General features: G+C 63.7%; 13 protein-coding genes. 7 read left to right on the top strand and 6 right to left on the bottom strand.

Translation table 11 applies throughout. The features are described 5' to 3' along the window. Positions 1 to 11 precede the first annotated feature (11 nt). The 3 genes from LU493_RS20005 (at position 12) to LU493_RS02060 (ending at position 3,265) form a co-directional block, all read left to right on the top strand. Positions 12 to 335 (top strand): PepSY domain-containing protein, encoded by a 324-nt coding sequence (locus LU493_RS20005; protein WP_428994510.1) that lies wholly within the window; start codon positions 12 to 14, stop codon positions 333 to 335. A 354-nt stretch (positions 336 to 689) separates the two neighbouring features. Beyond that, positions 690 to 1,217 carry an HPP family protein gene (locus tag LU493_RS02065; protein ID WP_275286118.1) on the top strand — a complete coding sequence of 176 codons (528 nt, stop codon included), beginning with the start codon at positions 690 to 692 and terminating at the stop codon, positions 1,215 to 1,217. A 119-nt stretch (positions 1,218 to 1,336) separates the two neighbouring features. Then, entirely contained in the window at positions 1,337 to 3,265 is a 1,929-nt protein-coding gene (locus LU493_RS02060) for an alkaline phosphatase family protein (RefSeq protein ID WP_275286117.1), read from the top strand. Between the two features lie 22 nt (positions 3,266 to 3,287). Here LU493_RS02060 and LU493_RS02055 read toward each other — a convergent pair whose 3' ends face one another. Further along, positions 3,288 to 3,731: a YtoQ family protein gene (locus tag LU493_RS02055; RefSeq protein WP_275286116.1), complete on the bottom strand. Its 444-nt coding sequence runs from the start codon at positions 3,729 to 3,731 to the stop codon at positions 3,288 to 3,290. Between the two features lie 213 nt (positions 3,732 to 3,944). Between LU493_RS02055 and LU493_RS02050 the strand changes: the two genes are divergently transcribed. The 4 genes from LU493_RS02050 to LU493_RS02035 all read left to right on the top strand — a co-directional run bounded on the left by LU493_RS02050 (position 3,945) and on the right by LU493_RS02035 (position 8,191). Further along, positions 3,945 to 4,529, top strand: a complete 585-nt coding sequence (locus LU493_RS02050) for a gamma-glutamylcyclotransferase (protein WP_275286115.1) — start codon at positions 3,945 to 3,947, stop codon at positions 4,527 to 4,529. Between the two features lie 55 nt (positions 4,530 to 4,584). Beyond that, positions 4,585 to 5,859, top strand: coding sequence for a threonine ammonia-lyase (locus LU493_RS02045; protein ID WP_275286114.1), 1,275 nt, complete (start codon positions 4,585 to 4,587; stop codon positions 5,857 to 5,859). 211 nt (positions 5,860 to 6,070) lie between these two features. Next, on the top strand, positions 6,071 to 7,810 hold the full coding sequence (locus LU493_RS02040) for an isocitrate/isopropylmalate family dehydrogenase (RefSeq protein WP_275286113.1): 1,740 nt from the start codon (positions 6,071 to 6,073) through the stop codon (positions 7,808 to 7,810). Positions 7,811 to 7,864: 54 nt separating this feature from the next. Continuing rightward, positions 7,865 to 8,191: a YnfA family protein gene (locus LU493_RS02035; protein WP_275286112.1), complete on the top strand. Its 327-nt coding sequence runs from the start codon at positions 7,865 to 7,867 to the stop codon at positions 8,189 to 8,191. Between the two features lie 54 nt (positions 8,192 to 8,245). On the opposite strand, the gene LU493_RS02030 is transcribed toward LU493_RS02035, so the two are convergent. The 5 genes from LU493_RS02030 to LU493_RS02010 form a co-directional block, all read right to left on the bottom strand. Beyond that, positions 8,246 to 9,622 (bottom strand): sigma-54 interaction domain-containing protein, encoded by a 1,377-nt coding sequence (locus LU493_RS02030; RefSeq protein ID WP_275286111.1) that lies wholly within the window; start codon positions 9,620 to 9,622, stop codon positions 8,246 to 8,248. Positions 9,623 to 9,714: 92 nt separating this feature from the next. After that, positions 9,715 to 11,307 (bottom strand): sodium:solute symporter family protein, encoded by a 1,593-nt coding sequence (locus LU493_RS02025; protein WP_275286110.1) that lies wholly within the window; start codon positions 11,305 to 11,307, stop codon positions 9,715 to 9,717. A gap of 30 nt (positions 11,308 to 11,337) precedes the next feature. After that, the gene (locus LU493_RS02020; protein WP_275286109.1) at positions 11,338 to 11,532 is read right to left on the bottom strand and encodes a hypothetical protein; all 195 of its coding nucleotides are present in this window, start codon (positions 11,530 to 11,532) and stop codon (positions 11,338 to 11,340) included. A 60-nt stretch (positions 11,533 to 11,592) separates the two neighbouring features. Beyond that, the gene (locus LU493_RS02015; RefSeq protein ID WP_275286108.1) at positions 11,593 to 12,855 is read right to left on the bottom strand and encodes a peptidase; all 1,263 of its coding nucleotides are present in this window, start codon (positions 12,853 to 12,855) and stop codon (positions 11,593 to 11,595) included. Positions 12,856 to 12,905: 50 nt separating this feature from the next. Beyond that, positions 12,906 to 14,165: a M20 family metallo-hydrolase gene (locus LU493_RS02010; protein ID WP_275286107.1), complete on the bottom strand. Its 1,260-nt coding sequence runs from the start codon at positions 14,163 to 14,165 to the stop codon at positions 12,906 to 12,908. Positions 14,166 to 14,195: the final 30 nt, after the last annotated feature.

Genomic DNA, 14,195 nt, shown 5'->3' with positions numbered 1-14,195 from the left:
TCCACGACGACGTGCGTCGCGACGAGCTGGTCGAGCTGCCGGAAGTCAAGCTCGAACGTGACGACGGCCCGCCGCTCTACGAAATCGAGATGCTGGGTCCCCAGGGTCAGGTAGTGAAATTCGAGTTCGATGCCGGCGATGGAGAACTGATCGGTATGGAAGGCATGAACATCAATGCCATGAGGAAGGCAGCGGGCTTGGGCTGGCCATCGTCAACGACCTGGTCACCCTGCATGATGGCACCCTGGCACTCGAACACGCCGACCTGGGCGGCCTGGCGGTCAGGGTCTGGCTGTCCGATCGCCCCTGGTGAATGCTCGGAACCCGTTGCATAAGGGAAGCGCTGAATAAATCGCCGAGCATAGTGAAGGCTAGGCCCGTTCCCGACGGGCCATCGCATTTCCCACATCCATGTGGGTCACGCGAGGCGCCCGGAGCACAGAAAGCGAGACATAACGAGAGGTTAGGCGAGCTTCCGAGCACCGCGTACAAATTCGCCGGGAGCGAATTTGAACCGCCTTTAGGCGGGCCCGCAGGGTAGCCGCCAGGGATGGCGGCTATAGCGAAGCGATTTGCATGCGCAGGCATTTAAGCAGTGTTTCCTAAGCACATGACCCAACATGCGTTGCCACAGGATACCCTGCCTGGCAGAATCACCCGCCCTCGATCGTGAAACCTTTTTTTGCATAATGAAATCGTATCTGACCAAGATGCGTGGTTCCCGCGCGTCCCGACATGATATCGACTGGCAGGATGCCGCCTGGTCCTGGCTTGGGGCCTTCATCGGCATGAGCGCCGTCACCCTGCTGGGGGAACGCTGGCTGACCGACCAGTTGCTCGTCGTCGGCTCGTTTGGTGCGACCTCCGTCCTGATATATGCCGCACCGGAGAGCCCCTTTGCTCAGCCCCGCAACGTCTTGCTCGGCAGCCTTCTCTCCGCGATGGTCGGCGTCGCCTGCTTCGAGTGGCTCGGCGCCACGGCCCTGGCCGTGGCGCTGGCCGTCTCGCTGTCGGTCCTGGTGATGCAACTCACCCATACCGTGCATCCACCCGGTGCCGCCGCGGCCTTGATCGCGGTCATCGGTGGCCCGGACATCCATGCCCTGAGCTGGTGGTTTCCGCTGATGCCGGTGGGCCTGGGCTGCGCGATCATGTTGATCGTCGCCATTCTGGTCAACAATCTGGCTCGCCACCGACGCTATCCCCGCTACTGGTAGTCAGCGACGCCTCCCGGCGAGCGTGCCCCTCGCGATACCTTGCCGGAGTGGTATGCTTGTCATGGATCAACAGGCCCCGGTCACGACCGAGCGGCGCCCATGGCAAGAAGGGAATCGACATGACCACAGCGGGAGACGCATCCCAGCCCCTGCCTTCCGTACTGGCCGGCCCTCTGCTGAGACGCCTGTCGAGCGAGCGACTGCTGTTCTGGCTGGTCGGCAGCCGTCCTCTCGAGCTGCAGTTGATCCTGCAGCCCGAGGGCCAGCCCCCGCGTCGCCTCGCCCTCAACGACAAGCGAGTGCGCTGTCTGCCGCTGGGGCGCCATGCCTATCTGCATCTGATCGACGTCTCACTGGGCACCCCGCTGCCACAGGACGTGCGCATCGATTACGATCTGCGCCTCGCCGACGAGGGCGGCATCGCCGACTGGGCGCCCCACCTGCTCCACGAAGGCGCCCGGCGCCCCGGCTTCGTGCTCGCCTCCACCCAGCGCCGGCTGCTCCACGGCTCCTGTCGCCGCCCGCATCACGATGGCCCGGACGGCTTGGCCCGCGCCGACGCCTGGCTCGCCGAACGACGTGATGACACCCGGCAATGGCCCGCCTGGTTGCTGATGACCGGCGACCAGGTCTATGCCGACGATGTGGCCGGCCCCATGCTCGTGGCGATTCACCAGTTGATCCAGCGCCTGGGGTTGTTCGACGAACCCCTCGAAGGCGCCACCGTGGCCGATAGTCGGGCCCTCTATACCAGCGAGGCCTCCTATTACCATCGCGACGCCCTGCTGCCGGATATCACCGAAAGCAACGAGCTGCGCAAGCGCTTCTTCGGCGGCGCGAAAAAGCCGATCTTCACCTCGGCCAATGCCTACAACCATCTGATCAGCTTCGGCGAGATCATCGCCATGTACCTGCTGGCCTGGTCGCCCACGCCCTGGCGCCTGGTGGAGATGACGCGCCCCTCCCTCGACGAGGCCAATGTCGAGACGTTCGAGGCAGAGCGGGGCATCATCGAAGGGTTCGTCGACGACTTGCCTGCCGTGGCACGCCTGATGGCCCACCTGCCGAGCCTGATGATCTTCGACGATCATGACGTCACCGACGACTGGAACCTGACCGCCGCCTGGGAAGAGACCGCCTACGGGCATCCCTTCTCGCGACGCATCATTGGCAACGCCTTGATGGGCTATCTGCTCTGCCAGGGCTGGGGCAATGACTCGGACCGTCTGGCCGAGCCCATGGAAGCCGCCGCGACACTGCTCGAGACCGCCGCACGAGAAGATGGCTGGCTGCCCGCCGAGCTCCACGACGCCTTCCTGCACGACCTGAAACGCTTCGAGGGCTGGGAATACCAGGTCCCCGGCACCCCGACGCTGTTGGTGCTGGATACCCGTACCCGCCGTTGGCGCAGCGAGCGAAAACTCGGACGCCCCTCCGGGCTCATGGACTGGGAGGCGCTCTCCGAGCTGCAACAGCAGATGCTCGACGCCCCCTCGGTGGTGATCGTCTCGCCGACACCGATGTTCGGCGTCAAGCTCATCGAGGTCGTCCAGAAACTCTTCACCCTGGCCGGCAAACCGCTACTGGTGGACGCCGAGAACTGGATGGCCCATCGCGGCGCGGCCAGCGTGATGCTCAACATCTTCCGCCACTCGCGCACTCCCGGCCACTACGTGGTTCTCTCGGGCGATGTGCACTACTCCTTCGCCTATGATATCGAGCTTCGCCATCGCCGGCAGGGCTCGAAGATCTGGCAGATCACCTCCAGCGGCGTGAAGAACACCTTCCCCGATACCCTGCTGGACGTCTTCGACCGGGCCAACCGCTGGCTCTACGCACCACGTTCGCCGCTCAACTGGTTCACCAAGCGGCGGCCCATGCGTATCCGACCTCGCGACCCGGATCGCGCCGAGGCCGGCGAACGCCTGTGGAACGGCACCGGCATCGGCCTGGTCGTGCTGGACGAGCAGGGACGTCCCGAGGAGATCCGACAACTCGATGCCCGGGGCTTCGATGTACGCTTCCCGGCCCCCCGGAACGACGCATAGCGCCGGCCCCGATGCCGATCGCTCAGGCCTGGCGCAGCACGTGCTCGAGGATCTTCACCACCTGGTCCGTCGAGCGGGCCCAGGCCATGGCCTCGGCGTCGACTTCCTTGAGCGGGTGAACGATCTCTTCGCTGTGCAGGGTCACATAGGGCTTGCCCAGTGCCGCGCAGTAGCCGGCATCGAAGGCGGCGTTCCACTGCTTGTACTTGTCACCGAAGCGCACCACGACCAGGTCGCTGGCGGCGATCAACGTGCGGGTACGAATGGCGTTGACCTTGGAGGAGCGGTGATCGCGCCAGAACCCCTCGCGCTCCTCGCCGAGATGGTCGCCGGCAGCATCGCTGGCGTCATGGTTGGTCACCGGCGAGGTCAGCACCACATCCAGCCCGGCCGCCTCGACACCGCGACGAATCTCGTCACGCCAGTCGGTATGAATCTCGCCGGACAAGTAAACCTGAAAGCTCATCGTCTCTCCCCCATTGTCATGATTGTCATGTCGTGGTCGGTATCATCACCGAACCTTCTTCATTCTACGCTTTCCATTTTTGTATACAATAAATCCGGTTTATTGAATACCTTATGTTTCTCTTTCGACAAGTGCTCATGAACATCGCATGATGGACTCCCATCGTGTCCAACATGTTGGGCACGCCTCTCCGGCATCGACGCGACACTCGACATGGCTCTCGACACCACCCAGCAGAACCGACGCATGACCCACTTCAACGATCACGAATCCATCTGGCTGTTCGGCTACGGCTCGTTGATCTGGAAGGCCGGCTTCGACTACCTGGAACGCCGCCCGGCCCACATTCGGGGCTGGACGCGACGTTTCTGGCAGGGCTCCCACGATCATCGTGGCACGCCGACGGCACCGGGTCGGGTCGCGACCCTGCTGCCCGCCTCCGGCGCCATCTGTCATGGCATGGCCTACCGCATCACGCCGGACATCCTCGGTCCTCTCGATGTCCGCGAGAAGAACGGCTATCTGCGTGAGGTCGTCACCCTGCGCTTCGCGGACGGCGACACGGCCCAGGGGCTGGTCTATATCGCCACCGAGGACAACGCCGCCTATCTCGGCGAGGCGCCGGCGGAAGCGATCGCCCGGCAGATCGCCGCGGCACGCGGGCCCAGCGGCCCCAATCGCGACTACCTGCTGAATCTGGACGAGGCCCTGCGCGCGCTCGACGTAAAAGACGCGCATGTCGCCGAACTGGCCCACCATGTGCGCCACCTCGACAGCGAGGCCCCCGATGCCCGCTGAAAGGATGCCTGATGAAACCCCGACGCCATGACCGACTATCTGGAGAACCCACCGCATGACCGTCAATCTGGATGACGTCCAACGCGCCGCCGAGCGCACCCAGGAGCACCTCGTACGCACGCCCTGCCTGCACTCGGCCACTCTCTCGAAGCTGACCGGCTGCGAGCTCTACATCAAGTTCGAGAATCACCAGTTCACCGCCGCCTTCAAGGAACGCGGCGCCCTGAATCGCCTGCTGCAGCTCTCCGAGGACGAGCGTCGCCGGGGCGTCATTGCGATGTCGGCGGGTAATCACGCCCAGGCGGTGGCCTATCACGCCGCTCGACTGGGCATCCACGCCACCATCGTCATGCCGCGCCACACGCCCAACCTCAAGGTCCGCAATACCCGCAACTTCGGTGCCGAAGTCCATCTGGAAGGCAATGGCGTCGACGACGCCGGCGCTTATGCGCAACGCCTGGCCACAGAACGCGACCTGGTCTTCGTCCACCCCTACGATGACGAACACATCATCGCCGGCCAGGGCACCATCGCCCTGGAAATGCTCGAGGACGTGCCCGACCTGGACAGCCTGGTGGTCCCGATCGGTGGCGGCGGCCTGATCAGCGGCAATGCCGTGGCCGCCAAGGCACTGCGCCCCGACATCGAGGTGGTGGGGGTTCAGACCCAGCGCTTTCCGGCCATGAAGCAGGCCCTGGCCGGCGAGCCGGTCCATTGCGGCCTGGCCACCCTGGCCGAAGGCATCGCCGTCAAGCAGCCGGGCGAGCTGACCCGGGAGCTGGTGCGCGAGCTGGTCAGCGACATCACCCTGGTGGACGAACCGGAGATCGAGCGCGCCATCCTGATGCTGCTGGAAATCGAGAAGACCGTCGCCGAAGGTGCCGGCGCCGCAGGTCTCGCCGCCCTGCTCACCGAACCCGAGCGCTACCGGGGTCGCAAGGTGGGGCTGGTGCTGTGCGGTGGCAACATCGACATGCTGGCCCTGTCGTCGGTGATCCAGCGTGGCCTGGTGCGCACCGGCCGCATCGTGCGGGTGCGGGTCGGCATCTCCGATGTCCCCGGCGCCCTTTCCGAACTCACCAACCTGCTCGCCGAGCAACGCGCCAATGTCATCACCATCGCCCACCAGCGTACCTTCACCGATCTCTCGCTGCGCGCCACCGAGGTCGAGGCCACCCTGGAGACCCTCGGCCGCGAGCACACCCGGGATGTCATCGAAGCGTTACGAGCCGAAGGCTACGATCCCGTCTTGCCGGCCAATGAAGTGCACCCCGATGAGCGTTGGGCCGACGACCCCGAGGGCCATGGCGAGTATAATGGGGGTGACTGAAGCGAGGCGCGCTTTGCCCGCGGGCCACCGACGCCCTACCCTGTAATGCACTTGGCGTCACCGGCCCAGGCCAGGCCCTGTCATCGACGGCGCGTCACCGAGTGGATGAACCGCCGCTTCGCGACGACCAGGCCGGGATGACGAAAGTCCCGGCCCACACGCCGATCGGCTGACGCAAGACGCCAACCCCCATCGCAATACGAGACGCGCAATGAGCAGAAAGATCAACGTGGCCTCCCCGCTTGTCATCCTGCACGGCGACGAGATGGCCCAGGTAGCCTTCGAACGCATCCTCGAGACCTTCGTGACCACCCCGCTGGACATCGATCTGGTCGAGATCGACCTGACCGCGGAAAACCGCCTTTCCACCAACGGCCAGGCGGTGACCGATGCCATCGAGGCCCTCAATCGCCATGGTGTGGGTGTCAAGAACGCCGGCATGACGGTCAACCGCGAACAGCTCGATGCCCTGCTGGCCGAGCATTCGACACTGGATCGCGCCAGCCTCCATCCGCTGGCCACCAAGTCGCCCAACGGTGCCATCCGTAAGGGCATCGGCGGCAACATCACCCGCGAGGACATCGAGTTCCGCAACCTTCAGGTCGAGCGGCCGGCGTGGATCGGCCGCGACATCGAGGTCGAGACCATGGAGCACGGCGGCACCAAGGACAGCTACAACGCCCTGTCCGATGCCACCGGGGTGGTCAAACTGCTGTTCGTCGGACAGAGCGGCGACCCGATCGAGCTGCACCGCCGCGAGGTCAACAAGGGCGATCCCTGGCTGCTGGCCACCAATGACCTGGAGGACGTCGAGGCCTGGGCCCACCGCTTCTTCCAGCGTGCCCTCGACGAGAAGCGCGACATCTACCTGGGCCTCAAGGACACCGTGATCGCCGGCTATGACGGCGTGATGCGCGCCGCCATCGAAGACATCTTCCGGGCCGATTACCAGGCCAGGGCCGAGGAACTGGGGCTCGAGTACCATTACGAGCTGATCGACGCCCAGGCTGCGCGGCTGGTCGCCAACCCACCCGAACGGGCGCTGTGGGGCGTGCCGGACAACAACACCGGACGCAAGCTCTACAAGCTGGTCGAGCAACTCAAACGCTACGGCATCCCCGAGCGCAAGGCCCAGGTGTCAATCTCGCGGATGAGCGCCGGCGGCGGAGACCAGTACGGCAGCTACAACGCCCCGGCCAATGAGGACGGCATCCTCAAGGTAGTGGTCGACGGCGAGGAGAAGCACGCCCGTCGCGTGAACAAGGGCGATCCCATCCTGCTGATGTCCAACGACCGCGCGGCGATCAAGGACTGGGTGCTGCAAGTGTTCCGCGACGCCTCGCGCAAGGACAAGGAGGTCTATTTCGGCCTCAAGCGCGAGTACATGGATTACGACGAAGTGTTCAGCGACGTCATCACCGAGGCGCGTCGTGAACTCGCCAAGGCCGATACCCCGCCGCCGTCGTTCATGATCATGCGGCCCTCCAGCCAGCTGATCAAGATGATCACCGACCCGCCCAGAAACGCCCTCTACCCGGCGCAGAACCTGGACGGCGATATCTTCTCGGACATCTCCGCCGCGCTCGGCGGTAGCCTGGCCACCGCCAGCTCGATCATCGAGAGCAAGAACGGCACCATGCTGTTCGAGGCGCCCCACGGCACCGCCCACGACCTCTACCTCAAGTACCTCGAGAGTGACGGCAAGGAGGCACACTTCAACTCCTCCGCGCTGATCTACGCCGTGGGCAACGCCCTGGAGACCCTGGCGGAACGCGAGAGCAACGCCGAACTCGGCGATTACGCCACCCGCCTCAAGGCGGCGCTGATCGACACCATCGGCGACGGCATCGTCACCGGCGACCTCAAGGGCAAGACCACCGAGCCGGACAAGGAAACCGTGGTCGACATGCAGGGCTTCCTCGACGCCGTGGCGGTTCGCCTCGCCTCGTGATCGCCATGGAGTGCATGTCCTGCGGCCAGGACACGGCGACAGGCAGCTAGGCCCATGACGACCCTGGCCATCTACCTCGCCGCCGCCCTGGCCGAGATCGCCGGTTGCTTCAGCGTCTGGGCCTGGTGGCGGCTCGACAAGTCCATCCTCTGGTTGCTGCCCGGCGTGGCCAGCCTGATCCTGTTCGCCTGGCTGCTCAGCCTGAGCGACGCCGACTATGCCGGCCGCGCCTACGCGGCTTACGGCGGCATCTACATCGTCGCCTCGCTGGGCTGGCTATGGCTGGTCGAACAGCGCCTCCCCGATCGCTGGGACCTGTTCGGCGCCGCGCTCTGCCTGGCCGGCGCCGGTGTCATCCTGCTCGCCCCACGGGGCGGGTAAGACGAGACGGCCGGCGCGCGCAGCCGTCGGCCGATACGTCATGCTCCAAACCGGCTAACGTTCAATGCCATAGCGTCTGATACGCCGCATCAACCACGACTGGGAAACACCGAGCGTCCGGGCGGTACGACGCGTGCTGCCCTCTTGCTCCAGCGTCTCGATAACGAGGCGTCGCTCCAGCGCAGCCAGCCGTTCGGGCAAGGTCTCGCCATCGGGCAGCCCCTTGTCCGGCACGGGTGACGACGGCTGCTCGTTCGATTCCTCGAGGTCCAGATCGTCGGCGGTAATCAGCGTCGCATCACACACCACCGTCATGCGCTCCAGCAGGTTCTCCAACTCGCGCACGTTGCCCGGCCAGGAATACTTCAACAGGGCTCGCAGAGCACTGCGATCCAGTTGCATCGGCCGCTGCTGACGCTCCCCGACACGCACCATGAGATGACGCGCCAGCGCCAGAATATCTTCGCGCCGCTCACGTAACGGTGGGACCCGAACGGGAATGATGTTGAGCCGATAGTAGAGGTCGGAGCGAAAGCTGCCCTCGCGAACTTTCTCAGCCAGGTCGGCATTGGTGGCGGCCACAATCCGGACTTCGGCCTGAGTGGGCTTGCCACCCAAGGGATGGTAGACACGCTCCTGCAACAACTGCAGCAGTTTGGGCTGCAGGATAGCCGGAAGATCACCGATCTCGTCGAGAAACAGGGTGCCTCCCTCTGCCAGCGCCACGTAACCCTCCCGCCCCTCTCGACTCGCGCCGGTGAAGGCTCCCTTCACGTGTCCGAAGAGCTCGGCCTCGAGCAACGCCTCGGGAATGGCCGCGCAATTGACGTGGATCAGCGGATGTTCGTGCCGCGCACTCAACTGATGCAGACGACTGACAAGCCAGCTCTTGCCCACCCCGGTCTCACCGGTCAACAGCACCGTGGTATCGGTAGCGGCGGCCCGCTCGATCAGATCGAGACAACGCCGATAAGCGGGGCTCCGACTGAGCCTTGCATCCTTGTCGAGGGGACGCACCTGCTCCTGACGAGCCTTTCGCAGTTGACGCAGCGCGTAATCCAGCAGGGCCTGCGTCTCATCCGGCGCACGCGTGGTGAGCACATCCTCCCCGAGATTTCGAGTCTGCACCAGCACGGCGTCCGGCTCTTTCCCATAGAGCGAGAAGAGCCGACCATTGACCAGATAATCCTTGCCGCGATAGCGATGCACGACGCTCACTGGCCGACGCTCATCGATGACGAAGCGGGTAACCGAGGGCGAGAAGACGCCTTCTTCTTCCAGGCGATACACATCGCTCGCGAAAAGGTGCTGCTCGCTGCATTCCAGTTGATCGAGACTGGCCCGGTTCACCCACAACGGTCGCCCCATGAGGTCGGTGATGAAGATCCCGTCCTCCAGAGCATTGAGAATCGACAGTAACTGATCCTGCATGGGAAATCGCTCGGCGGGCATCGTGGTGTTCCGGGACGGAAAATGGGCGTGGCGCCCATCTTCCGTCGGCCTTCCTACCCTGTCCAGCGCTCTCAGAGCCCCAACTTGACGAACAGATAGCCCCACAGGGCAAGGGCGATCAGCACGAACAACACCATGATGCCCCATACCCGCCGATACTCGCGCACCAATTGTCGTGCACCACCTTCACGGGCGAGGAAGTCACGCATAGTGGAGTCGGAGAGACGCTGGGCGCGCAAGGCATCGAAGCTTGCAACCTCGTGCTCGGAGGGACGGCACCACAGGCCCACGACGATCAACGCAAGGGTACCGAGCACGATAGCAATCATCAGGTTGTCGACGTGCGCGGGCAGGCTGATCCAGTCATGGCGCTGCAGCTCACCGACGACGATGAAACTGATCGATCCGACCAGCATGCAGGCCAGTGCCGCCTGAGCGCTCATTCGACGCCACTTCAGGGCCGCGACGATAGTCGGCAGCCAGGCAACGGCAAAGATCGCCCCGGCATAGATGGAGATCCAGTAGATGCCCGCCGGGCGCGAGATCGCCACCACGCAGACGACGATTGCGACCAGCGCCTGGGAGATCCTCCCCAGCATGACGCCTCGGCGTTCGCTCACCTGGCGATCGAACAGCTTCTCGTACAGATCCCGCGCCAGAGCAAACCCGGTCAACACGAACAGCGTCGAGGCCGTCGACATGATGGAAGCCATCAGCCCTGCCAGTCCGACGCCCGCAAGGGCCGGGTTGGTGTGTTCCATGAAACCGACCACCATGGCACGGTCCGCCGGTTCGATTCCCGGGTCCAGCACCTGCATCGCCCCTGCTGCCAGGAAGACCAGCAATTGCATGGCCGGCGCGAAGAAGACCCCGATGACTGCAACCTTGAGAATCACGAAGTCATTCTTGGCGGGAAAGACACGCGACACCAGCGCCGGCGTACAGGCGAAGAACAGGATCCACACCAGAAACTGGGAGATTGACCAGCCCAGAGGGCGGTCGTTCGCCCCTCCCAGCGTCCAGAAACCGGGCAACTTCTCGCTGAGACCCCGCATTGTCTCGAAACCGGCATCATCGATCAGCATGGGAGCAATCAGAAAGGCGATCGCCAGCATGGTGAAGAACATCATGGTGTCGGTATAGACGACGCCATACATTCCCGACAGGCTGCAGAACACCAGCAATGCCAGGGTGAAGGCAACGATGATCACCGGAAAGGGAATATCGATGATCTCGGCCAGCACCAGACCGGCGCCGATCAACTGGATGATGCCGTAGCCCAGCAGGCCGATGACCATCAGCACCAGAGCCACCACACTGACCCATTTGTTGTCGAAGCGGTTGTCGAAGAAATCCATCATTGTGCGGCAGCCCATGGCCTTGAGCTTGCGGCCGATGAACACCACCGCGATCAAGGTGCCGATCCAGGCACCGAACGACCCCAGGGCGCCGATCACCAGCGGCCCTTCGCTGTATGAGATTCCGGCAATGCCCATCAGGGTCACGGCGCTCAGGAAAGTGGCCGCCAGGGTACCGACAATCAACAGGGTCGAGCCCTGCTGGCCCATGACGTAGAAGTCATCCTTGTTCTTGATGAAACGTGCCAGGGATGCCGCCACCACCACGTAGGCAGTCAGCACCAGGCAAAAGATCCACAGTGTCATAGCGATGTATCCTATTATTGGAAGTCTTGGTCATTCGCGATGCGGCAAGGCATCGACATCCCGGTCATGCGACGCCGATTCCCTCGATGCCTCGTTTTCCCGGGACAACCGCTTGACCGTCGGCCGGTATTCTCGGATCAGTATCCAGGCCACGATGGCAACCGACAGCGCCGTGGTCAGAAAGGCGTTGCCGAACAGCAGCAGCAGATGAGGATTGAAATTCACGCTTTCACCTTTTGTCGTTTGTCTTCATGGGTGGCTTGTTGTCGGGGCATGCTGCTAACGTCAATCGTCGTGCCCGCACCAATGCAGCACGGTCAGAGCGATGATCTCGGCGACATCGAAGACATCGTCCAGACGTATGTGCTCATTGGGAAAATGCGCCAGACGGGTGATGCCGGGGCCGAACACCAGTGCCGGGATGCCGTACTGCGTCATCAGTCCTCCGTCTGTCCCCCATGGCGAAGCCTGAATGCGTGGCGCTTCGCCATGAACCTCGCGATAGGACGTGGACAGCATGTCCAGGAGTGGATCGTCCGTCGCAATTCCCCCGGGCTGCCAACAGGCGCCGAACCACTCGATGTCCACCGGGTGCTCGCCAAACCAGGGATCGCATTCCGCCAAGGCGGCCAGGGTCGACTCGACATCACGCTGGGCGTCGGCCACGGTCTCGCCGGGGCCAACGCCGACCCGCCCTTCCAGGGTGATCTCGTCGGGAACGCTGGAGGGCCAGTCTCCACCGGCAATGCGACCGACATTGATCGGCAACGGAATCGGCACCCCATCGTAGAGCGGGTCCTCCAGTTCATCGTTACGTCGTTTTTCGAGCGCCTGCAGTGCCTTGAGTACCGTCATCGCCTTTTCAAGGGCGCTGACGCCCTCGTAGCGTGTTCCGCCGTGCGCCTTGATGCCGACAACCTTGAGTCGAAACCAGCGGGATCCCTGCTGACGAGGAAAGATCATCTGCTCGCTGGGCTCAGGAATCAGCGCCGCGTCGGCTCGATAGCCACGCTCCAGCGCCGCCAGGGTGCCAGCGCCTCCGGCCTCCTCTTCGATCACGCTCTGCAGAATGACGTCGCCCTTGAGCCTCACGCCAAGTGACTTGAGCGTGGCCACCGCGATGAAGGACGCCAGATTACCGCCCTTCATATCGGTCACGCCGCGACCATATAGACAGCCGTCGATGATCTCGCCCGAATAAGGATGTTGTTCCCATTGCGCATGGTCGCCCTCGGGCACGACATCCACGTGCCCATTGAGAATCAGCGAACGTCCGCCCCCGCTCCCTTTCCACGTCCCCACCACATTGGGGCTTCCGGAAAAATCGTCACGATGGCTATTGAACAATGGGTTATCGCGCAACGCCTCGACATCCACTTCCCAGTAGTCCGTATCGAGGCCCAGCGACTGGTAGAGATCGCGTATCTTGGCCTGATGCGTCGCCTCCTGTCCGGACAAGGTGGCATCACGCACCCAATCCTGAAGCAGGCCCGTGTAATCATCGCGATGCGCTCGAATAAAGGCGCGAATTTCATCTGGCAAGGACATGCTCATCGTCTCCCGAGTCGTTATCGATTCACTAGTGATTCCCTTTCGATTCAGCCGTGATTCGCCCGATCGAGGATTGCATCGCAAAGTACCTGAGCCCCCAAGGCACAGTGCTCGGGCTCGGCGTATTCGGCCTCGTTGTGACTGATGCCGTCGCGGCAGGGAATGAACAGCATGACCGTGGGCGCAACATGAGAAACATTTACGGCATCATGCCCGGCACCGCTCATCATGAGGGGAACCATCATGCCCCGCTCTCGAGCGGCGGCATCCAGCGAGGCGATCAGGTCTGGGTCGAAAGGCGTCACCGGGGACCGCCAGCGTCGCTCGATGTCGACCGATACGCCGGCCTTGGCGGCGGCTGCACCGAGCCGTCGGTGCAAGGCTGACTCGAGGTCATCGAGCCTGGCGTCGTCGACGTGGCGCAGGTCGACCGCCAGATGGATCTCGCCGGGTATCACGTTGCGGGAAGGCTCCACCACATTCAGCTCGCCGATCGTCAGGCGAGCGTTACCGGATGGATCGGCTTCGACGTCATCACGCATCGCCACGAGACCATCGGCCGCTGCCAGCAACGGATCACGCCGGTGGGACATCGGGGTTGGCCCGGCATGGGCCGACTGCCCCGTGAAGCACACGTCATACCAGCGAATGCCCTGTACTCCGGTCACCACGCCCAGGGACTCGCCACTCTGTTCGAGCACGGGACCCTGCTCGATATGCAGTTCGAAGTAGGCATCCAACGCCGGCGTGCCGAGTGGCAGGTCGCCACGCTGGCCGCTCTCCTCGAGCGCGTCTGCCAGACTCGTGCCATCGGCATCCGTCGCTCCGAAGAAGGCGGAGGACTCGAGCCGCCCGGCATAGACGCCGCTTCCGCCCATGGCTGGCGCGAAACGACTGCCCTCCTCGTTGGTCCAGACCACCAGCTCCAGGGGGCGTCGCGTCTGGATGTCGTGCTCGTGCAGACTGCGCAGGACCTCCAGCCCGGCCAGAACCCCCAGCACACCGTCGAAACGACCGCCCAGGGGTTGAGTATCTAGATGGCTGCCGAAGGCGACCGGCGCAAGACTCGCGTCCTGCCCCTCGCGTCGCACGAACAGGTTGCCCGCTTCATCGAGACGACAATGACAGTCCAGATCCTCGGCCCACTGCCGAAACTGACGTCGCCCGGCCACGTCTTCCTCGGTAAGGGCGAGACGACGGCTCCCTCCGTTCGGCGAGGGGCCAATCGCCGCCATGTCCATCAACGAGCGCCAGAGTCGCTCGGCGTTGATATCGATCCGTGTCGATGTGGTTGTCGTTGGTTGCATCATGATCTCCGGTCGTATGCCGGTGGATCA

The organism is Halomonas elongata, assembly GCF_029081005.1.
Taxonomy (GTDB): domain Bacteria; phylum Pseudomonadota; class Gammaproteobacteria; order Pseudomonadales; family Halomonadaceae; genus Halomonas; species Halomonas elongata_B.
The sequence above is the reverse complement of the archived record's forward strand: the minus strand, read 5'-3'. Positions and strand labels throughout refer to the sequence as shown.